14 protein-coding genes and 1 tRNA gene are annotated in these 19,554 nt (G+C 68.2%); 2 read left to right on the top strand and 13 right to left on the bottom strand.

The window, feature by feature from the left end; translation table 11 throughout:
- Nucleotides 1–149: 149 nt before the first annotated feature.
- Nucleotides 150–232 (bottom strand) — tRNA-Leu (locus IF12_RS0102150).
- A 545-nt stretch (nt 233–777) separates the two neighbouring features.
- Here IF12_RS0102150 and IF12_RS0102145 point away from each other — a divergent pair.
- On the top strand, nt 778–2,553 hold the full coding sequence (locus IF12_RS0102145) for an HNH endonuclease signature motif containing protein (RefSeq protein WP_030144622.1): 1,776 nt from the start codon (nt 778–780) through the stop codon (nt 2,551–2,553).
- Nucleotides 2,554–2,756: 203 nt separating this feature from the next.
- Nucleotides 2,757–3,095 carry a hypothetical protein gene (locus IF12_RS0102140; RefSeq protein ID WP_030144621.1) on the top strand — a complete coding sequence of 113 codons (339 nt, stop codon included), beginning with the start codon at nt 2,757–2,759 and terminating at the stop codon, nt 3,093–3,095.
- Between the two features lie 42 nt (nt 3,096–3,137).
- Here the strand turns inward: IF12_RS0102140 and IF12_RS0102135 are convergent, their stop codons facing one another.
- From IF12_RS0102135 to IF12_RS0102080, 12 genes are all read right to left on the bottom strand, one after another.
- Nucleotides 3,138–3,623 (bottom strand): hypothetical protein, encoded by a 486-nt coding sequence (locus tag IF12_RS0102135; protein ID WP_133884149.1) that lies wholly within the window; start codon nt 3,621–3,623, stop codon nt 3,138–3,140.
- A gap of 123 nt (nt 3,624–3,746) precedes the next feature.
- Nucleotides 3,747–4,781, bottom strand: a complete 1,035-nt coding sequence (locus tag IF12_RS0102130; RefSeq protein ID WP_030144619.1) for an ABC transporter ATP-binding protein — start codon at nt 4,779–4,781, stop codon at nt 3,747–3,749.
- A gap of 5 nt (nt 4,782–4,786) precedes the next feature.
- Nucleotides 4,787–5,932 (bottom strand): ABC transporter ATP-binding protein, encoded by a 1,146-nt coding sequence (locus IF12_RS0102125; RefSeq protein WP_081912945.1) that lies wholly within the window; start codon nt 5,930–5,932, stop codon nt 4,787–4,789.
- Nucleotides 5,933–5,934: 2 nt separating this feature from the next.
- Nucleotides 5,935–6,843 carry an ABC transporter permease gene (locus IF12_RS0102120; RefSeq protein ID WP_030144617.1) on the bottom strand — a complete coding sequence of 303 codons (909 nt, stop codon included), beginning with the start codon at nt 6,841–6,843 and terminating at the stop codon, nt 5,935–5,937.
- Complete coding sequence (locus IF12_RS0102115) at nt 6,836–7,861, bottom strand: ABC transporter permease (RefSeq protein WP_030144616.1); 1,026 nt, start codon at nt 7,859–7,861, stop codon at nt 6,836–6,838. Before IF12_RS0102115 ends, IF12_RS0102120 begins: the two co-directional genes overlap by 8 nt.
- 233 nt (nt 7,862–8,094) lie before the next feature.
- Nucleotides 8,095–9,828, bottom strand: coding sequence for an ABC transporter family substrate-binding protein (locus IF12_RS0102110; RefSeq protein WP_081912943.1), 1,734 nt, complete (start codon nt 9,826–9,828; stop codon nt 8,095–8,097).
- Between the two features lie 506 nt (nt 9,829–10,334).
- Entirely contained in the window at nt 10,335–12,038 is a 1,704-nt protein-coding gene (locus IF12_RS0102105) for an ABC transporter substrate-binding protein (protein WP_030144614.1), read from the bottom strand.
- A 381-nt stretch (nt 12,039–12,419) separates the two neighbouring features.
- The gene (locus tag IF12_RS0102100; RefSeq protein ID WP_081912940.1) at nt 12,420–14,126 is read right to left on the bottom strand and encodes an ABC transporter substrate-binding protein; all 1,707 of its coding nucleotides are present in this window, start codon (nt 14,124–14,126) and stop codon (nt 12,420–12,422) included.
- A 253-nt stretch (nt 14,127–14,379) separates the two neighbouring features.
- Nucleotides 14,380–16,071 carry an ABC transporter substrate-binding protein gene (locus IF12_RS0102095; RefSeq protein ID WP_030144612.1) on the bottom strand — a complete coding sequence of 564 codons (1,692 nt, stop codon included), beginning with the start codon at nt 16,069–16,071 and terminating at the stop codon, nt 14,380–14,382.
- 149 nt (nt 16,072–16,220) lie between these two features.
- Nucleotides 16,221–18,368, bottom strand: a complete 2,148-nt coding sequence (locus tag IF12_RS0102090; protein ID WP_051703851.1) for an AAA family ATPase — start codon at nt 18,366–18,368, stop codon at nt 16,221–16,223.
- Between the two features lie 97 nt (nt 18,369–18,465).
- Nucleotides 18,466–19,047, bottom strand: a complete 582-nt coding sequence (locus IF12_RS0102085; RefSeq protein WP_030144610.1) for a hypothetical protein — start codon at nt 19,045–19,047, stop codon at nt 18,466–18,468.
- Between the two features lie 190 nt (nt 19,048–19,237).
- Entirely contained in the window at nt 19,238–19,540 is a 303-nt protein-coding gene (locus tag IF12_RS0102080) for a GNAT family N-acetyltransferase (protein WP_030144609.1), read from the bottom strand.
- Nucleotides 19,541–19,554: the final 14 nt, after the last annotated feature.

Here is a 19,554-nt window from a genome sequence, read left to right as displayed (position 1 = left end):
ATCACGTTGTGCGGGAACGGGTTCGCAGGTGAAGGTGGGACTGAGGGGACCCGGCCCGAGGTACCGCGAGGTTCACCCGAACGGAAGTCGAGGACCGGACGGCCCCACTCCGTCCGATCCCATTGGCCAGCAGGTTGTCCCCGTTCCCGTGCCCGAGACGGGATTTGAACCCGCAAGTCTCACGACGGCCGGTTTTAAGCCGACTGTGTCTACCAGATTCCACCACTCGGGCCCGTATGGTGCCACGCTAGCGGGTAAAACGCCGACATGGTCCCCCCGAGATTCCCCCGAGGGCCCCACCAGTTCTTTTGACACACAAGTGTCGGTATCCCGACAGTTGCGGCTCTCCTAAAGGGAGGTGTTCGGGCACCGGACAGGCTGCCGATCGGGACTCGTTGACTGACTTTATCTGTTTTGTCCTAATTGGATAATGACATTGAAACGTTTCGATGTCAATATTCCGTCAATCGGCTTCGTCGGAAACAAGGTTCAATCGGCGGCGACAACGAGGCGAGTGGCGACCCGGCCCGCACTTCGACTTGCAGTCCGATCACGCTAGAGGCCTTCCGATCAGCGACAACGGCGCCTGAAGCACCCTGCGCCGCACCCGACCTCAGGTTGTGCCCGTCTCAGCCCCGAAATCCCTTACGTCTCCCCCAACCCCCTTACGCCCGTTTGAGTGATGCCATCCCCCCATTCCCCTGGCATCATTGACTTATCAGGCCAGCAACCAACAATAGGTTGCAAAACCGGATAACCCCGAGAGGAGTGAGCAGGATGTCGGACAAGTCTGAAAACCAGTACGGATCAGACCGGGACGCCGAAGCCGCCTTCCTCCGCTCCCAGATCGAATCCCTTGCGGCCCAGTCCCGAGCGCGCGAGGCTCACACTCTCGAAGCGGTCATCGCCTACACTTCGGCCGGTCACCACAAGGCCTGCGACGGCTTCTCGGGCATCCGCGGCTGGATCATGGAGTGCTTCGACTTCAACGCCTCCTGCGCGGGCCAGATGGCCTCGATCGCCCGGCTCGCCCCCAAGTTCAAGCGCCTCACCGCCGCCGCGCTCTCCGGAGCGGCCCGCATCGACGCCATCGCCTACGCGATGCGCCGCCTCGAAAGGGAGGGCCTGGCGGTGTACTCCCGGGTCCCCTACCCCGAGCCCGTCGAATCTCCTTACGACCCTTCGGTTCACTGCGCCACCCCCGAAGAACTCATCCGGGAGTACTGCGTCCACTCGCTTCGTTCGGAACTCGCCGAGCACTTCGACCGGGTCTGCGCCGAGCTGTTCGACCGGCAGGCGCTGCTGGACGAGATGAGCCAGCAGTCCCTCGCCTGGTTCGAGGTCAACGAGCGGCCCGACGGCATGTGGGACGTGGACGGCCGCGTCACCGCCGACACCGGCAGGCTCCTCAGCAATGCCCTGAAGACCGCGGTGGCCCCTCCTCGCCAAGAGGACGCCGATGAAGACGGCCTGCTGCCTCCCGCCGCGAACCGCAATGCCGAAGCGCTCCACCAGATGGCGGCGGCCTATGGCACCGACCCTCGCGCGCCCAAGCGGCACGGCCACACCGCGACGCTCAACCTGACCTGCGACCTGGCGACCCTGCGCGGCGAGAAGACCGGGCGTCTGCCCATGCTCGACGGTCGGCCCGTCTCGGTGTCGAAGGCCCGGCGGCTGGCCTGCGAGGCCGGGGTCATCCCCTCGGTCTTCGACTACTCCACCGGCGAGGCGATCGAACTCGGCCGCGCCAAGCGGCTCCCCAACGTGGCCCTGCGCCACAAGCTGGAACTGGAACAACCCGGAGGCTGCGCCTGGTCCGGTTGCCGGGCTCCCGTCGCCTGGACCGAGGCGCACCACCTGGAGCACTGGGCGGACGGCGGGGCTACGGTCGCCGAGAACCTGATCCTGTTGTGCCGCTTCCACCACTCCCGCATCCACACCGGCAAGTGGAGCATCGAGAAGACCGGCCCCGGCCGCGCCTCGATCGTGCACACCGCCAGTGGCGCAAGCGATGCCGAGTGGGAAGAAGAGAAGGACCTGCCCAACGGGCACGACTATGCCGAGTGGTCCCCCACGTTCAAGCGGGAACTCACGGACTACGCGACCTGGTACGCCGAGAAGAGCATGGACGCGGCGATCGCGAAGGCCCGAGCGAAGTTCCAGGTGGTCGATGAGGCGGCTCGAACCGGCGAACCCGAGAGGGTCCTGGTCAGTGCGGTAGCTGAGACTTCAAGCGACACAGGCGAATCGGGACCACGAGTCCTGTTCAGCGAAGACCCCGGACCTCCTCCGTTCTTAGGCTGCCTCAGCGGGCGACTGCTGAGGGGAAGCGCACCATCGAGGCCGCGCAAGCCCGATTCCCGAGAGGGATCGGGCCCCTCAGCATGTCCACCGCCGGTTTCTTGCTTGGCGGAGCCCTGGAATCCCCTATGCCACAGGCAAAGCCCGCCCCGGACCCAACCCCTTGTCGCTGCCTTCAGTAAGAGCGACCGAGGATTGAGCGGGAGCCCGAAGCGTCAGGTTCCCGAATCCCTTCCATCGCTGCCGCTTTAAGGCTGACCGAATCGGCCCTTTCGGCCAAACTCCAGGACCGCCCCGAGACCTCACCCCTTGTCGCCGCTTCTTTGACCGTGGGTCCCTCCGCCGCGAACCGGCGCTCCGCTATCGCGAATCCGACACGGCCGCCGTTTCGCCACGTCGATACGGCACCGCTGCGAGCATGGGGCGGCATCGTCGTCACAGTACGAGGAGGTCACATGCGACGAATCGTTTCCAGCGCGGCGCTGGTCCTGGCGATCGGGGCGGCCTGGGCGGCTCCCGCGACGGCCGGTCCAGGCGAGGCGAACCCGGAGAGCGTGGTCTGCGATGCCACGTTCAGCCGGACGACCGTGCTCCGGACCCTGCCGTCCGCGAACGCCGATGGGATCGCCGAGATCCCGGCCGATACCTGGGTCAGCACCGAGTGCGTCCCGTTCGTCGTCGGAGGGAACCACCGGACCTGCACCTATGACTCGCAGGTCTGGATCTGGGCGGTCTGGGGCGACCAAGCCGGGTACGCGCACACCGGCTGCCTCAACCGCTACAACGTGCACTAGAGAGCGGCCGGGACGCCCCACTGGGCATCCCGGCCGCTTCGCTCAAGCCTGCGTGGCGATCTTCCGCAGTTCGGCCACGCCCGGGTCATCGGACTCGTCGGCGAGGTCCCCCAGGAACACCGCGTAGACGGTCGCGCCGTCGATGAGCTCCTGGAGCATCGGCCGCCACGCCCACAGGTTCGGGTGCTGGTAGTCGGTGCAGACCTCGGCCGGTTCGAGCAGGCGGATGGCCTGCGCCAGAGTCCAGCGGTGCAGCTGGTACGAGGCCGTCCCGCCCTTGTGGCCGAGCACGGTCGACATCACGGCCGCCGGAAGCGGGTGCTCGCCGACATTGGTCTTGGCGAACGTGAACCCGTCCGAAGCGTCCGCGGTGCCGATCCCGTAGGCGGCCGGAATCCGCCAGCCCGGCATCCTCGCGATGAGCCCTTCCCGGACCCGGCCGATCGCCTCGGGCGTCTCCCACCGGTCGCCGAACTCGGCGAGGAGGGCGTTCACTTGCAGTTCGTACGGAGGAGGAGGTGCAGTCATGACCGCAGTCTCGCACCGCCGCGGGCGAGGCCGCAAACCGCTTCCGACACCTGGGAAGACCGCGGGGCCGCCGCTCCGGTCCCGGTGGGGATCGGTGCGGCGGCCCCGAAAGGCTTCACCGGATCAGACGAGCTGCTTGGGCTTGGCGAAGTGGCAGGCCGCGCGGGTCAGGCCCGCGTGGTCGGACCGCAGGAGCGGCTCGATGTCGATGCACTTCGACTGGTCGGCCTCCGACAGCTCCTTGAACAGCGGGCACCGGGTCCGGAAACGGCAGCCCGAAGGCGGGTTCGACGGGCTCGGCACGTCGCCCAGGAGCACGATCCGCTCCCGGGTCCGCTCCTTGCGCGGGTCCGGCAGCGGGATCGCCGACATGAGCGCCTGCGTGTACGGGTGGGCCGGACCGGCGAAGAGCTGGTCGGTGGTCCCCTCCTCCACGATCTTGCCCAGGTACATGACCGCCACCTTGTCCGCGATGTGGCGCACCACAGAAAGGTCGTGGGACACGAACAGGTAGGACAGCCCGAGCTCGTCCTGGAGGTCCTCCAGGAGGTTGATCACGCCCGCCTGGATCGACACGTCCAGGGCCGACACCGGCTCGTCGAGCATGAGCACCCGCGGCTGGAGCGCGAGCGCCCGGGCGATGCCGATGCGCTGGCGCTGCCCGCCCGAGAACTCGTGCGGGTACCGGTTGCGGTGCTCGGGGTTCAGGCCCACGATCTCGATCAGGCTGTTCACCCGGTCGCGACCGCCGTTCTTGAACAGGCCGTGCACCCGCAGAGGCTCGGCGATGATCTCGAAGACCGTCATGCGCGGGTCCAGCGAGGCCATCGGGTCCTGGAACACCAACTGGATGTCCCGGCGCACCGGACGCATCTGGTTGCGCGAGAGCTTCGTCAGGTCCTTGCCCTCGTAGATCACCTCGCCGGCGGTCGGCGGAATGAGGTTCATCAGCAGGCGCGCGGTCGTCGACTTGCCGCAACCGGACTCGCCCACCAGGGCCAGCGTCTCGGTCTGGCCGATCTCCAGGCTCACCCCGGAGACGGCGTGGACCGCGCCCACCTTGCGGCGCAGGATCCCCTTGGAGCGGACGGGGAACTCCTTGACGAGGTCCTTCCCGGCGATGACGGGCGCGGCCGCGTTCTGCGGAGTGTCGAGCATGGCGTTCACTTGTCCTCCTCCTCGGCGATCGCGGCGGCCTCGGCCTCTGCGGCCTCGACTTCCGCCTCTACGGCCAGGTCCGTGGCCACCGCGGCGAACACGTCGTCGGGCGCCTTGTCCACGAGCTGGTCCGAGAAGTGGCAGGCCGCCACGTGACCGGTCCCGTTGATCGGCAGCAGCTCGGGCTCCACCTCGGCGCAGATGTCCTGATGCATCGGGCAGCGCGGCCGGAACGGGCAGCCCGGCGGCATGTTCAGCATCGAGGGCGGCGTCCCGTGGACGGGGGTGAGGCGGTGGCCCCGGTCCTCGTCCATGCGCGGGAGCGAGCCGATCAGGCCCAGCGTGTAGGGCATCCGCGGCTCGTAGAAGATCTCGTCCACACTGCCCTCTTCGACGGGGCGCCCGGCGTACATGACCAGGACCTCGTCGGTGTGACCGGCGATGACGCCCAGGTCGTGGGTGATGAGGATGAGCGCGGCGTTGACCTCTTCGCGGGCCTTCTCCAGCGCTTCGAGCACCTGGGCCTGGACGGTCACGTCGAGGGCCGTGGTGGGCTCGTCGGCGATGATCACGTCCGGGTTGTTCGCCATGGCGATGGCGATGACCACGCGCTGGCGCATACCGCCGGAGAGCTCGTGCGGGTAGGCGTCGACCCGCTGCTGCGGGTTCGGGATGCCGACCGAGTCGAGCAGGTCGATGCAGCGCTTGCGCGCCTCGGCCTTGTTCACGTCCCGGTAGTGCGTGCGGATCGCCTCGGACAGCTGGAAGCCGACCGTGTAGACCGGGTTGAGGCTGGTCAGCGGGTCCTGGAAGATCATGGAGATCTTCTTGCCGCGGATGCGCGAGAGTTCGGCGTCGCCGAGGCCGAGGAGCTCCTCGCCCTCCAGCTTCGCCGATCCGGTGATCTGCGCGCTCTTGGGCAGCAGGCCCATGATCGCCATCGAGGTGACCGACTTGCCCGAGCCCGACTCGCCGACGATGCCGAGGCTCTGGCCCCGGCGCAGCTCGTAGGAGACGCCGCGCACGGCGTGGACGAGGCCGTCCTCGGACGGGAACGCCACGTTCAGGTCGTCGACCTTGAGGACGACGTCGCCTCTGGCGCCGACGGCCCGGCTCGCGCCGTTCCCCGTGGTGACTGAGATGTTCGACATCGCTATCGCCTCACCATCGTCTGTCGCGGGTCCATCGCGTCGCGCAGGCCGTCACCGATGAAGTTGATGGTGAGCGCGATCAGGATGATCATGAGACCCGGGATGTAGAACAAGTACCAGTGCGAGTTGAACGCCGACGCGCCCGCGGCCTGGATGAGCAGGCCCAGCGAGGTGTCGGGGCTCTGGATGCCCAGCCCGAGGAACGACAGGGTCGTCTCGGACAGGATCGCGAACGCGATCTGGAGGGTCACCGACACGATGATGACGCTCATCGTGTTCGGGATGAGGTGCTTGACGATGATGTGCCAGTCCGAGCCCCCGGCCGAGCGCGCGGCCTCGATGAACTCCTTCTCGCGAAGGCTGAGCACCTCGGCGCGCACGGCGCGGGCGATCGAGGTCCAGCCGAACACGGCCAGGATGATCGCCATGTGGTACCAGCGGACGCTGGAGTCGATCGCGCCGGCGAGCGCACCGGTGATGACCAGGAACGGGATCACGAACATCACGTCGAGGATGCGCATGAGCACCGCGTCGACCCAGCCGCGGTAGAAGCCGGCGACGGCGCCGTAGAGCGCGCCGATGACGGTCGACCCGATGGCCACGGTCAGGGCGACGTTGAGCGACTGCTTGGTCGCCTGCATCATCGCGCCGAGCATGTCGCGCCCGGCCTTGTCGGTGCCGAAGGGGTGGTCGAGGCTCGGCGAGGCCCACGAGGGGATCTCCGAGTGGATCTTGTAGTCCCACTTCCACACGAACGGCCCGAGGTAGGCGAACGCCACGATGATCACGAAGAAGACGAGGCTGATGACGGCCGCGCGGTGGCGGAAGAACCGGCGGGCCACCATCTCCCACTGGCCGCGTTCCTTGGTGTTGATGGCTTCCGCGTCGAGCGCGGGAACGGGGTTACTCATAGCGGATCCTCGGGTCGAGCACGCCGTACAGGATGTCGGAGATCAGCACGCCGATCAGGACGACGACGCCGGAGATGAGCAGGTAGGCCATGACGGCGAAGGTGTCGCCGGAGTTGATCGCGTCGAGCGAGTAGACGCCGAGTCCGCGCCAGCCGAAGATGCGCTCGGTGACGATGGCGCCGCCCATGGCGCCCGAGAGCGCCAGCGGCGCGAAGGTCGCGACCGGGATGAGCGCCGTCCGCAGCGCGTGGCGGCGCATGACGGTGCCGTTGCGCACGCCCTTGGCGCGGGCCAGTCGCACGTAGTCGGAGTTCATGACCTCCAGCATGCTGGCCCGCTGGTACCGCGAGATCGCGGCGTAGCTGCCGAGCATGAGCACCAGGGAGGGCACGATCAGGTAGGGCAGGGCGTCGACGAAGACTTCCCACCCGTTCCCTCTGAAGCCGGTCGTGCCCGAGCCGTAGGTCTGGAACAGGTTGGTCCCCAGCAGCTTGTTGAGCTGGACGGCCCCCTCCTTGAACAGCTGGCCGAGCCAGAAGATGGGCATCGCCAGGAACAGGAAGCCGAGGAAGGTCAGCGTGTAGTCGGTCTTCGAATACTGTTTGACGGCGCTGACGACACCGGAGAGAATGGCGATGCCGATGGAGGCGAGCGTGGCGAACAGGACCAGCCGGAGCGTGATCCAGAAGCGGGCGGAGATCTCGTCGCCGATGTTCATCGCGGTGCCCTCGATGGAGGGGCCCCACTTGCCTTGGATCAGGCCGATGTCGTCGTTGGTCTCACCGATGCCGGTGAGCCAGATCCAATATCGCTCGGGGACCGACCGGTCGTAGTACCACGCCGACTCGAGGGCGTCGATGGTCGACTGGGGCACCGGCTCGCCGGTGGACTGCTGAATCTCGAAGATCCTGTCCTGGACGGGGTCGTTCGCGACGTCGACCAGGACAAAACACAAGATGGTGGCCCCCAGCAGCACCGGGATCATCATCAGGGTGCGCCGGATTATGAATACAACCATAATGCCTCGTTAACGGTTTCTCTGCTGTGGACCGGTTCGCCTGCCGACCGGTCCGGCCGCGCTGCTGCGCGGCGTCTCCTACGGCTCACTGACTCCCCATTCTGCGGCCTGGTCGGTGAGCCCCTGGCACTCTTCTGAAATCACTCCACTCCCCATTCCGCCGCCCGCGGGCCGGGTGCGGGGCGCCTGCTGCCCCGCGCGGCCGTCGCGGCGGGCGGGCGGCCGAGCGGCCGTCATTCACCGCTGACCCCCCATTCCGCGAGGTTGTACGTCGCGCGCTGTTGCGAAGCCCAATTGTCGCGGACGTTGACCAACCTATCGGAGACCATCACCGCGACCGGTGTGTCCACGATAGGCAGTACGTAGGCGTCGCCGATGACGTGCTTGACGGCGGCGTTGGCGCGCTCGGCGGCCTCGTCGTAGTCGAGGGTGCCGCTGATCTGCGCGATGAGGTCGTCGAGCTCGGGGTCCTTGAGGCCGCCGTAGTTCGACTGGGACTCGGAGTTCCAGTACTGGGAGGCCGAGCTGACGAACAGCGGGTCCGAGCTCCAGCCGTAGGCGATGAGGTCGAAGTCGCCTTCGGCGAGGACGGTGCCGAGGTCGGCGTCGGGGATCGCCCGGATGTCGATGTCGATGCCGAGGCCGGCGAGGTTCGCCTGCGCGAGTTCGGCGGTGACCTGGCGGGACTCCTTGGAGGCCGAGTAGCGGAAGTCGAGCTCGACCGGTTCGCCCTCGGGGGTGAACAGCTGGTCGGACTCGTCCCACTCGTAGCCGGCGTTCACCAGGATGCTGCGGGCCATCTCGATGTCGCCCGAGCCCTGGCCGGTGGCCGAGAGGTAGTCGGTGAAGTACTCCGAGCCGTTGCGGAACAGGTGGCTGTTCTTGCGCTGGATGTCCGACTGCACGTAGGCGTAGGTGCGCGCGATGATGTTCTCGACGTCGATGGCGGTGAGGATCGCCTGGCGCAGGACCTTGTCGTCCAGCGGCGCGTGCCGGGTGTTGATGTCGACGTGCTCCCAGTTGGGTCCGCCCGCGATCGCGTAGGACACGTCGGCGGTGCCTTCGAGCTGCGTGATCGACTCGGAGGTGACCGCCGCCGGGGAGGCGCCGTCGATCTCGCCGTTGCGCAGGGCGGTGACGATGTTGTCGAGGCCGTCGAAGACCTTGAAGGTGACCTTCTCGAGGGTGACCTTGGTGTCGCCGGCCCAGTCCTCGTTGGGGACGTACTGCACGAAGTCGCCGGCGACGGCCTGGTCGATCTTGAAGGGGCCGGTGGACCAGGTGGGGACGGTCTCGGAGAAGTAGTCCTCGGCGTCCTTCATCTGCTCGGGGTCGTTCTTCCAGTCGAAGCCCGCGGCCTCGGCCACGTGGGCGGGCTCGGAGAGGACTTCCTCGTACATCCACTCGGCCGAGTAGTAGCCGTCCACGTAGGTCACGGTGACCTTGGAGCCCTCGCCGGTGATGGAGGCGACCTGCGAGCCGTAGGTGGTGGTGGCGGGGGTGCAGCCCTTGCACAGGTCCTGGTTCCCCGAGCGGGCGTACCAGTTGTAGATGAAGTCGTCGACCGTGACCTTGGTGCCGTCGCCCCAGTTCGCGTCGGGTTTGAGGGCGTACTCGACGGTGACGGGGTTCTCCTTGATGAGCACGGGGTCGGCGGCGAAAATGCCCTCGTTGACGATGAAGGCGCCGTCGGGGTCGAACTGGCCGATGTAGGGCCACATGCCCACGAGGGCGGTGCTGACGTACGCGTTGTTGCCGTCGGCGGTGTTCTGGTTCCATGCGGACCAGGAGCCGTCGAGGGCCCAGGTGATCTCGCCGCCTTCGATCCGCTCGCCGGCGTTGCAGCCGGCGGGGTCGGTGAGGCAGTCCGACAGGCCGGACGACTGGACGTCGCCCTGTCCGCAGCCGGCGAGCGCCAAGGTGGTGCAAGCGAAGGCGGCGACGGCCGCCATGTGGTGTCGCTTCATGGTTCCTCTCGTGGGTTTGCGCCGCTGGACCGCCGGCGGGCGGGGCACCTTGCTGGGGGCGGTGTCCTGCCGAGCCGGGGCTTGGGCGGGTGCTCGGATCCGGACGCGGCCGAAGGGCCGGTCGGGCCCGGGGGCACCGCCTGAGCGGGCGGTCGGGTGACGCGAGGTACAGCCTTCCACGGGAACCTCGGGTTTCGAATGACCGAACCAGAGATGAGCTTCGTTCGTTACGTTCCCGTGATGTTCATTCCCTGAATAACTCCGAAGGATGGAAAATTCGGTGTCTGCCAGGGAAAACCTCGCCGTCGAGGCCGCGTGCCGGCGCTGGGCCGGCTCCGGCGGCCGCCGGAATCTCCGCCGCGACGCTGCGGCTGCCGAGGGGCGTGAGGGGAAGGTGGGGCGGTGCGCTCCGTGCCGTCACGGCGACGCCATCGCGCCGTAACCGACCCCCGGAGAACACTGAAGCGGCGGGGCCCGAGGGCCCCGCCGCTCGGCTCATCGAGCCTTTACAGGGTCTTCCACTCGTCCACGTTGAACAGCGGGCCGGCCTGCGTGTTGCCGTTGGCGACCGGGCCCTCGACGAGGGTCTCGTTCCAGATGATGCCCTGGGGCTCGTCGTAGAACGGGAGGGTCAGCGCGAGCGGGACCGCGAGGGCCTCGACCTCGTTGGCGAACCCGGCCGACTCGTCGACGTCGGTGGTGCTGGTGACCTTGGCGATCCCGGCGTCGATGTCCTCGAAGGAGTAGTTGCCGTAGTTGACGCCGGTCTGGAAGTACTGGCCGGGGCCGGAGACGAAGCTCGGGCTGCCGGACCAGCCGAAGACGACCAGGTCGAAGTCGCCCTCGGAGAGGACGGTGCCGAGGGCGCCGTCGGGGATGGCCTTGAGCTCAAGCTCGAGTCCGAACAGGGCGAACTGGGCCTGGGCCAGCTCCGAGATAGTGGTGCGGGCCGCGTCGCCGTCGCCGAAGCGGATGGTCAGCTTGACCGGGTTGCCCGACGGGTCGGTCAGGGTCTCGCCCTCTTCGGCGCCCGTGTAGCCGGCGTCGGTGAGGATGGCCTTGGCCGCGTCGATGTCGCCCGAGCCCTGGCCGGTCTCGGTGAGGTAGTCGACGAAGTGCGGGCTGTTGACGCCGAAGAAGTGGTTCAGGCGGCGGGTGACGTCGGTGCCCGGGAAGATGCGGGCGATCGAGTCCTCGACGTTGATGGCGGTGAAGATCGCCTGGCGAAGGGCCACGTCCTGGAGCGCGGGGGTGTTGAGGTTGGTGTCGACGTGGATCCACACGCCGCCCTCGTAGACCTCCTGCGCGAGGTTCGGGTCCTCGGCGGCCTTGTCGAACTCCTCCTGCACGAAGGCGCTCGGCCACGCGCCGGCGATGGTGCCCTGGCGCAGCTCGGTGACGATGGACTCGGTGCCCTCGACGACCCGGAGGGTGAGCTTCTCGATGGTCGGCTTGACCGAGCCCTGGTAGTTCTCGTTGATCTCGTAGATCACGAACTCGCCGAGCTTGTGGTCGACGGGCTTCCACGGGCCGAGGACGACGTCGGAGAGGTTCTGGCCGAACCACTCGATGGCGTTGCCCATGACGGCCGGGTCGGTCTGCCAGTCGGCGAAGCCCTCGGCCTCGGCGACGTGCGAGGGCAGGTACAGGGTGGGGCTGTAGATCCACTCGGGGTCGAGGTAGCCCTCGACGAAGGTGTAGACGATGGTGCCGGCCTCGGTCAGCTCGATCGACTCGACGGCCGCGCCCCAGGTGGTGGAGGACGGGAGTGCCTGCTCCTGGTTCGCGTGCTCCTCGTTGCCGGAGATGCCGTACCACTGGAAGATGAAGTCCTCCAGGCGCACGGGCTCGCCGTCGGACCACTGGGCGTTCTCGTTCAGGGTGTACTCGACCTGGAGCGGGGCCTCGCTGATGACCTGCGCGTCGGCGAAGACGGCGTCGTTCAGGGTGAAGGTGGAGTTCTCGTCCCAGTCGCCCGAGGTGCTGCCGTCGACGCCGAGGCGCATCGGGTACATCGCCTGGTGGCCGTACGAGTTGTTGCCGGCCAGGGTGTTCTCGTTCCAGGACTCCCACGCGGAGGAGATCGCCCAGGTCAGTTCCTTGGCACCGCCGGAGCCGCCGTTGTCGTCGTTGCCGCCGCAAGCGGCGAGCATGAATGCGGACGAGCCGCCGATGGTCAGGCCGCCGAGAGCTCTACGGGTCAGAGCCATGTTGTGTTCTCCTCCAGATATCGATGCCGAGGGGCCTTCGCGAGGCCGCGAAGGCGCCGATGCCTCGCGTCCGGGTGAACAGGTTTAAAGGGAAGGCTTTACCGCCCTCGGCGGTGTTGTGACAAACACTGGCACAGCGGTGAGGGGATTGACACGGTCACGGGCCCAACTGGAGTTTATTCGTGATGCATTCGTGACTTTGCGCCTGCGGACCTGTGGCCCCAATGGCCCGTGGGGCCGATGTGGCATCGGCCCCACGGGGGAATTCAGTGAATTATCGGGACGGACCGTCGCGTACCGACTACGTCGATTCCCGCGGATTCCGGACCGTTCCGGCCAGACCCGCATTCCGCCGAAATCAGCGGAATGCGGACCTGAGCCTTAGGGCTTCTTCCACTCGCGGAGGTTCCACAGCGGTCCGGCCTGGCTGGCCGGGTTGACGCCGGGGCCCTCGACGAGCGCGGCGTTCCAGATGATCGAGAGCGGGCTGGAGTACAGCGGCAGGGTGTACGCCTGGTCGATCACCTGCGCGCTGACCTGGTTGGCCAGGTCGGCGGCCTCGTCGAGGTCGAAGGTGGCGGTGATCTGCGGGAGCAGTTCGTTGATGACCGGGTCGTCGTAGCCGCCGTAGTTGGAGGACGAGGACGTGGAGAAGAACTGGCTCGGGCCGCCGGTGAAGGCCGGGCTGCCGACCCACGAGAAGACGATGATGTCGAAGTCGCTGCTGGAGAGCGTCCCGGCGAAGTCGTCGTCGGCGAAGCCCTTGAGCTCCAGGTCGATGCCGAGGGGCTCGAACTGCGCCTGGAGGATCTCGCCGGTGAGCTTGCGGATCTCGTTGGCGGTGGCGAAGCGGAAGTTGAAGGCCACCGGCGTGCCGTCGGGGCTGATGAGCTTCTCGTCGCCGTCCCACGTGTAGCCGGCGTCGCTCAGGTGCGCCTTGGCCGCGTCGACGTCGCCCTTGCCGTAGTTGGCCGGGGTCGTGTAGTCCTCGTAGTAGCCGCTGGCCTCGGTGAAGAAGTGGTTGCCGAGCCAGGGGATCTCGGTGCCGGGGAAGACGCGGGCGTTGAGCTCCTCGATGTCGATGATGGTGAACACGGCCCGGCGCAGGGCCACGTCCTTGAGGAACGAGTTGCCGACGTTGATGTCGATGTGCGACCAGGTCGCGCCCGCGTAGGTCTCGTACTTCCACTCTTCGGGGTTCTCGTCGAGCTTCTGGAGCTCTTCAAGGCTGAAGTCGCTGGGCCAGCAGCCGGCGATGGTGCCCTGGCGCAGCTCGGTGACCTCGGCCTCGAGCCCGGTGACGGGCTTGATGGTGAGCTTGGAGAAGAGCGGCTTGGTCGAGCCCTGGTAGTTCTCGTTGGGCTCGTAGATGATGAACTCGCCGAGCTTGGAGTCGACGGGCTTGTACGGGCCGGTGACGACCGTCCACAGGTTCTCGTTGAACCAGGCGATGGCGTCGCCCATGACCTCGGGGTCGGACTGCCAGTTCTCGAAGCCGTTCTCCTCGGCGAAGTGGCTGGGCAGGTAGACGCCGCCGGTGAAGGGCCACTCGGGGTCGGTCTTGCCCTCGATGTAGGTGATGACGACGGTGTTGCCCTCGCCCGCCTCGATGCTCTCGACGGTCTCGCCCCACGCGGTGGAGGCCGGGATGGCCTTCTCCTGGTTGGCGAACTCGGGGTTGCCCGAGAGGCAGTACCAGTAGAAGATGAAGTCCTCGACGCGGACGGGCTTGCCGTCCGACCACTGGGCGTTCTCCTTGAGCGTCAACTGCACCTGCATCGGCGCTTCGCTGATGAGCTCGGGCTCGCCTTCGAAGAGGGCGTCGTCGTAGAAGACGTTGCCTTCGGGGTCGAATTCGTAGCCGACCCGGCCGCGCGGGTTCATCGGCACCATCGCCTGGTTGCCGACGGAGTTGTTGCCGGTGCTGGTGGTCGAGTTCCAGGCCTCCCACGGGGACGAGACCGCCCAGACGAGTTCGCCGCTCGCTTCGGTGTCGCCGCCGTCGTCGCCGCTGCTGCACGCGGCCAGCATGAGCGCGGACGAACCGCCGATGGTCAGGCCGCCGAATGCTCTACGAGTCAGAGCCATTGATGTGTCTCCTCCATAGGATCGGCCGAGGTGCGAAGTCGCCCGTTGGGGCCCCGGGGCGGCGCCGTCGCTGCGCCGGGATCGCGGTGGGGGTCGGGTGACCGCCTCGGCAGTGTTGCGTCACACAGTGCCATGAAGGGGTGTCTAAGGGAACGTCTCGGTGCGAATTTGGCGGATCATTGTTACCTGGTCGATATGGAATGCGGGGGCGGCCCGTCCGGGCCGCCCCCGCATTCGCGCGCTCACGGGCCGCTTATGCGGGCTTCCAGTCGCGGACGTTCCACAGCGGACCGGCCTGGCTGTTGCCGTTGGCGACGATCCCGGTCAGGGTCCCGTTGTTGTAGAGCGTGGACTGCGGCTCGTCGAGGAGCGGCAGGGTGAACGCGGCGGGCATGACCATGGCGTCGACCTCGTTGGCGAACTGCGCCGACTCGGCGATGTCGGTGGTCGAGCGGACCTTCGCGATGGCCTCGTCGAGCCCGTCGAGCGTGTAGCTGCCGAAGTTCGAGGACGAGTCCGAGCCGAAGTACTGCTGCGGCGCGGTGGTGAACGCGGGCGTGCCCGACCAGCCGTAGATCGCCAGGTCGAAGTCGGCCTCGGAGAGGACCGAGCCGAGCTGACCGTCGGGGATGGCCTTGAGCTCCACGTCGATGCCGATCTCGGCCAGGTAGGCCTGGACGAGCTCGCCGGTGGTCTGGCGGGTCAGGTCGCCGTCGCCGTAGCGGAAGTTCAGCTTGACCGGGTCGCCCTCGGGCGTCATGAGCGTGTCGCCGGTGGTGTACCCGGCCGCCTCGAGCGCGGCGTTGGCCGCGTCGGCGTCGCCCGAGCCCTGGAGCGGGTCGGTCGCGCCCAGCGTGTCCACGAAGAACTCCGAGGAGGCGTTGAAGAAGTGGTTCTGGCGGGCCGCGACCTCGGTGTCGGGGAAGTTCTTCGCGATGATGTCGGCGTTGTCGATCGCGGTGAACACCGCTTGGCGCAGCACCTGGTCGGCGAGGAACTCGTTGTTCGTGTTGGTGTCGATGTGGAGCCAGATCGAGCCTTCGTAGACCTCGGTGGTGATCGCCGAGTCGCCTTCGACCTTGTCGAGCTCCTCCTGGCTGAACTCCGAGGGCCAGGCGCCGTCGATCGAACCCTGCCGCAGCTCCGTGATGATCGACTCGGTGCCCTCGACGACCTTCAAGGTGAGCTTGTCGAGGCCGGGGTCGACGCTGCCCTGGTAGTTCTCGTTGGGCTCGTAGACGACGTAGTCGCCGGTGACCGCGTCGACCGGCTTGTACGGTCCGGTGGCCCAGGTCGGCGGGTTCTCGGCGAACCAGAGGGCGCTCTCGCCCATGACGGCCGGGTCGGTCTTCCAGTCCTCGAAGCCGTTCTCCACGGCGATGTGGGCCGGGTACATCGACAGGCCGAAGAACTCCCACTCGGGGTCGAGGTAGCCGTCCACGTAGGTCATGGTGACCACGTCGTCGGCGGTGGCCTCGATGGAGGCGACGTTGGCGCCCCAGTCGGTGGAGGCGGGGGTGCACGCGTCCTGCGCGCACTTCTCGGCGTCGCCCGACATCTGGTACCAGATGTAGACGAAGTCGTCGGCGCCGAAGGGCTCGCCGTCGGACCACTGGGCGTTCTCGTTGAGCGTGTACTCCACGGTCATCGGCGATTCGCTCGCGAGCTCGGGGGCCTTGGCGAGGAGGGCGTCGTTGTAGACCCACTGGCCGTCCTGGTCGAAGTCGCCGAGCGCCGTCGAACCGGGCATGAGCACCTGGTGGAGGTACGAGTTGTTGCCGTCGGCGGTGTTCTCGTTCCAGGACTGCCAGCCCGAGCTGATCGCCCAGGTCGCCTCGCCGTCGCCGCCCGATCCGCTGCCGCCTCCGCCGCAGGCGCCGAGCGCCGCGGCGGCCAGCGCGGCCGAGCCGGCGAGGGCGACGGCCCTCGCTTGTGCAGGTCGCATATAACCACTCCCCGTGTGTGAATCCCGTGTGGGCCGCGTCGTGACGGACCCGCGACGGGATCATCGTTACACCTGGAACGGCCGGTTTCGGGCAGTTTCGGCAATCGGGGAGGCGGTGGCGTCCTGAAGGGAGGTATGCGGGCGAAGTCTCAGGCGCGCATCTGGGGCGGGAGGGGCCGGTCGTGGACGACGGTGAGGCGGGAGACGGCGCGGGTGAGGGCGACGTAGAGGTGGCGCAGTCCGACCCCGGGTGCGCTGGTGGCGGCGGTGTCCCAGGTCGCGGGGGCTTCGACGATCTCGGCGGGTTCGACGACCACGACGTGGTCGTATTCGAGTCCTTTCGCGAGGCTGGCGGCGACGAGATCGACCCTCTCGGTGCCTTCGAGGAGGGGGCGGAGGGCTTCGGCGCGGTCGTCGGCGGCGATGACGCCGACGTGGCCTTCGGATTCGAGGGCCTTGGCGACCGCTTCGAGGACGCCGGCAGCGAGGGCGGTGGCGGGGTCGGTGGCGGCAGGGTCGGGAGCGGCGGAGTCGGTGGCCGGGTCTGCGGTGGCTGAGTCTGCCGTGGAGATGAAGTCGAGGGAGCCGTCGGCTCGGATGGATCGGGCGGGTTCGACGTCGACGCCGAGGTGGGGCAGGACGCGGTTGGCGAGTTCGATGATGACAGCGGGGACGCGGAAGCCGACGGTGAGTTCGGTGTGCTCGACCTCGGTCTTGCCGAGGTGGCGCATCTGGTCGGTCCAGGAGGCGGCGGCCCAGGGGGTGGTGCCCTGGGCGAGGTCGCCGAGGACGGTGACCGAGCCTTTGCCGGAGCGGCGGGCGATGGCGCGGCACTGCATCGGGGAGAGGTCCTGGGCCTCGTCGATGACGATGTGGCCGTAGGCGGCGGAGGGGTCGCGGAGTTTGAGGTGGGCTTCGATCTCGTCGGCGATGAGGAGGTCGGCGGCGCTGGGTTTCGCGGGCCTGCCGGTGAGGAGGGCGGTCTCGTCGTCGGTGAGGATGCCGCGGGCGGCGTCGGCGCGGAAGGCCCGGTCGCCGTAGAGCTTCTTGACGACGGTCTTGGTGTTGAGCTTGGGCCAGGCCGCGTCGAGGAAGGCCTGGACGGCGGGGGCGCGCTTGATCCTGGTGGCCCATTTGCCGTCGGGCGAGTGGCCGGAGCGGATCTCGGCTTGGCGGCGGACGCCTTGGACGATGGTGTCCTCGACGGCTTTGCGTCCGGCGGTGTAGGTGCGGGTGTTCTTGCGGGCGCTGGTGATCGCCTCGTCGAGGTAGCGCTGGCCGAGTCGCCAGCGCCAGCCGCCGTCGGCGATGAGGAGGCCCTCCCCCGGTTCGGCGCCCGCTGCCGCGAGGCCGGTCTCGGCGGTGGCGACGTGGCCCCAGACGGCGCGTTCGCAGACGAGGGCGATGCGTTCGTCGTGTTTGAGCAGGGTCGCTTCGCGTCCGTCGGCGCCGGTGGCGGTGTGGGCGCCGGTGAGCTGCTGGACGGTGGTCTGCCAGACGGAGGTCTCGCCGAGGGTGGGGAGGACGCCGGCGATGTAGGCGAGGAAGCCTTCGTTGGGGCCGACGACGAGGACGCCGGCCTTGTCGAGTTTCTCGGTGTAGTTGTAGAGGAGCCAGGCGGCGCGGTGGAGGCCGACGGCGGTCTTGCCGGTGCCGGGGGCGCCTTGGACGCAGAGGTTGACGGCGGCCTCGCGGCGGATGAGTTCGTCCTGTTCGGGCTGGATGGTGGCGACGATGTCGCGCATGGGCCCGGTGCGGGGGCGTTCGATCTCGGCGGTGAGGATGTCGGAGGCGACCTCTTGGCCGAGGAGGAGGTTCTCGTCCTCGAAGCCGGTGATGCGGGCGCCTTGGAAGCCGAAGCGGCGGCGTCTGGTGAGGTCGCGGCGGTCGTGGGCGGAGGCGCGGTAGTACTGCTCGGCGAGGGGGGCGCGCCAGTCGAGGACGAGGGGGTCGCCCTGCTCGTCGCGGATGTGGCGGCGGCCGATGTGGAAGTCCTCGCCGTCGTCCATCCAGATGCGGCCGAAGAAGAGGGCGAGGTCGCGGTCGTTCAGGTCGGCGAGGCGGGGGACGGTGTAGTTGGCCATGGCCCAGCCGAACTGCTTGTCGATGCCGACGTCGCCGATGCCGAGGTTCTTCCCGGACTCGTCGAGTTCGCCGGCGTAGGTGCGGTGGATGGCGAGGGTGCCTTCGCGCATGGCGGCCATGTAGGTGCGGGCGCGTTCGTGTTCGGCGCGTTCGGCTTCGAGTTCGGCTTCGGGGGAGGTGTCCGAAGCGGGGCTGGGCACGGTGCTCGACACGGTGGTCTCCCGGTGGATTCGTTCAGGATGCGAAGCAGACGAACCGTGGAGCTTACCCGTGCTTGACCTGGGGAGGCAATTGATTTACGGCACGGCGCTAGCGGACGGCGAGGGGCTTGACGCCGACGAGGCGGCCGTCGTCGCGGTGGAGGACCCAGCCGCCGCCGGGCGGGAGGTCGGCGGGGTCTTCGGTGGGCAGGGGCGTGTCGTGGAGGGAGTGGTCGTGGCCGTCGCGGGCGGCGACGGCGACGAGGAGGGCCGAGAGGACGGCGCTGTCGGCGCAGACGACGGCGGTGCGGCGCGGGTCGGGGAGGGTCCGCAGGGCGCGGGCGGCGAGCCAGACGGCGGCGTGGGCGCCGGGGAGTCTCGGGGTCTCGGATCGGAGGTCGTCGGCGACGGTGACGCGCAGGTCGAGGCGGGTGGCGAGGGGTGCGAGGGTGTCGGCGCAGCCGCGGCCGGGGCCGCTGATGAGTTCGGTCGGGTTGTAGAGCTGGAGGAAGTCGGCCAGGGCCCAGGCGCGGCGGCACTGGTCGTCGGTGAGCGGGGGCGCTTCGGCGGTGATCGGCGGGGCCGTGGCGAGGGTCCCGGCGGCCTGCGTTGCCGTCGACGGCGGGGCCGGCGTGGCGGGTGCGGTTTCGGCGGGGGCGAGGTGGCGCAGGAGGATGAGGGCGGAGAGCATCAGCGGTCCCCGTTCGTGGAGGGGCGGCCGGTGGCCGGCGCGGTGCGCCGCCGGTCCGAATCGGATTCGGAGCGTCGGACAGGTCGCGTCGGGTCAACCGGGAGGCACATATTGAAGATGCTTCATCGATAGATGAACGACGAGTGAACCCGAAGTTGGCGCGGAGGTGAACAGTCCGCGGCAGTGCCGCCTAGGAGCCGGTTCCGGGCCGGTAGCGGAGGTCCTCGTACTCCTCGTGCCGGTCGATCCACCGCTCCACGAACGGGCAGGTCGGGTAGGCCTTGGCGCCCTTGGCGCGCAGGTCGTCCAGGGCGTGGCGCACGAGCCGGTCGCCCCAGCCGCGCCCGCGCAGGGAGCGGTCCACTTCGGTGTGCGGCAGCACCGTGAACTCCTCGCGGAGGAGGTACTCCAGGTGACCGAACACGGTCCCGGCCTCGTCGCGCAGCTCGTACCGGTGCTCGTCGACGTTCTCGACCACTGACAGATCCGCCATGGGCCCAACCCTAT

It is taken from the genome of Glycomyces sp. NRRL B-16210, assembly GCF_000719515.1.
GTDB lineage: Bacteria > Actinomycetota > Actinomycetes > Mycobacteriales > Micromonosporaceae > Glycomyces.
The sequence above is the reverse complement of the archived record's forward strand: the minus strand, read 5'-3'. Positions and strand labels throughout refer to the sequence as shown.

Excerpts from the sequence above, each read along its gene's own strand:
- IF12_RS0102095 (WP_030144612.1), bottom strand. The coding sequence starts at position 16,071 with ATGCGACCTGCACAAGCGAGGGCCGTCGCCCTCGCCGGCTCGGCCGCG.
- IF12_RS0102135 (WP_133884149.1), bottom strand. The coding sequence starts at position 3,623 with ATGACTGCACCTCCTCCTCCGTACGAACTGCAAGTGAACGCCCTCCTC.
- IF12_RS0102120 (WP_030144617.1), bottom strand. The coding sequence starts at position 6,843 with ATGAGTAACCCCGTTCCCGCGCTCGACGCGGAAGCCATCAACACCAAG.
- IF12_RS0102100 (WP_081912940.1), bottom strand. The coding sequence starts at position 14,126 with ATGGCTCTGACTCGTAGAGCATTCGGCGGCCTGACCATCGGCGGTTCG.
- IF12_RS0102145 (WP_030144622.1), top strand. The coding sequence starts at position 778 with ATGTCGGACAAGTCTGAAAACCAGTACGGATCAGACCGGGACGCCGAA.
- IF12_RS0102115 (WP_030144616.1), bottom strand. The coding sequence starts at position 7,861 with ATGGTTGTATTCATAATCCGGCGCACCCTGATGATGATCCCGGTGCTG.
- IF12_RS0102140 (WP_030144621.1), top strand. The coding sequence starts at position 2,757 with ATGCGACGAATCGTTTCCAGCGCGGCGCTGGTCCTGGCGATCGGGGCG.
- IF12_RS0102125 (WP_081912945.1), bottom strand. The coding sequence starts at position 5,932 with ATGTCGAACATCTCAGTCACCACGGGGAACGGCGCGAGCCGGGCCGTC.
- IF12_RS0102110 (WP_081912943.1), bottom strand. The coding sequence starts at position 9,828 with ATGAAGCGACACCACATGGCGGCCGTCGCCGCCTTCGCTTGCACCACC.
- IF12_RS0102080 (WP_030144609.1), bottom strand. The coding sequence starts at position 19,540 with ATGGCGGATCTGTCAGTGGTCGAGAACGTCGACGAGCACCGGTACGAG.
- IF12_RS0102130 (WP_030144619.1), bottom strand. The coding sequence starts at position 4,781 with ATGCTCGACACTCCGCAGAACGCGGCCGCGCCCGTCATCGCCGGGAAG.
- IF12_RS0102105 (WP_030144614.1), bottom strand. The coding sequence starts at position 12,038 with ATGGCTCTGACCCGTAGAGCTCTCGGCGGCCTGACCATCGGCGGCTCG.
- IF12_RS0102085 (WP_030144610.1), bottom strand. The coding sequence starts at position 19,047 with ATGCTCTCCGCCCTCATCCTCCTGCGCCACCTCGCCCCCGCCGAAACC.